Source organism: Duganella margarita (assembly GCF_009857535.1).
GTDB lineage: Bacteria > Pseudomonadota > Gammaproteobacteria > Burkholderiales > Burkholderiaceae_D > Rugamonas > Rugamonas margarita.
Genome location: NZ_WWCS01000112.1, coordinates 1 through 233, shown reverse-complemented (window position 1 = coordinate 233; position 233 = coordinate 1). Strand labels below are relative to the sequence as shown.

Here is a 233-nt window from a genome sequence, read left to right as displayed (position 1 = left end):
GGTCAGTGTGGTCAATCCGGGCTGCATCAAAGGTTTCGGCCAGAGTGAAAATCTGCGCAATAAAACCGACAAGGCCGATGCGGCCCTGATCGCGCGGTACTGCGCGGCCATGTCGCCGAAGCGGTGGGCACCACCACCGTTGGAGCAACGCCAACTGCGGGCATGGTCGCAGCGCATACAAGCGTTGAAGGACATGCGTCAGCAGGAGAGCAACCGCCTGGAAAGCTACACGG

Annotated in this window: 1 protein-coding gene; it reads left to right on the top strand. The window is 60.9% G+C overall.

The genetic code is table 11. From position 1 onward, the window contains the following. Window positions 1-233 (top strand): IS110 family transposase (locus GTP55_RS30550; RefSeq protein ID WP_161048275.1); only part of this gene is annotated, 233 nt, incomplete at both ends.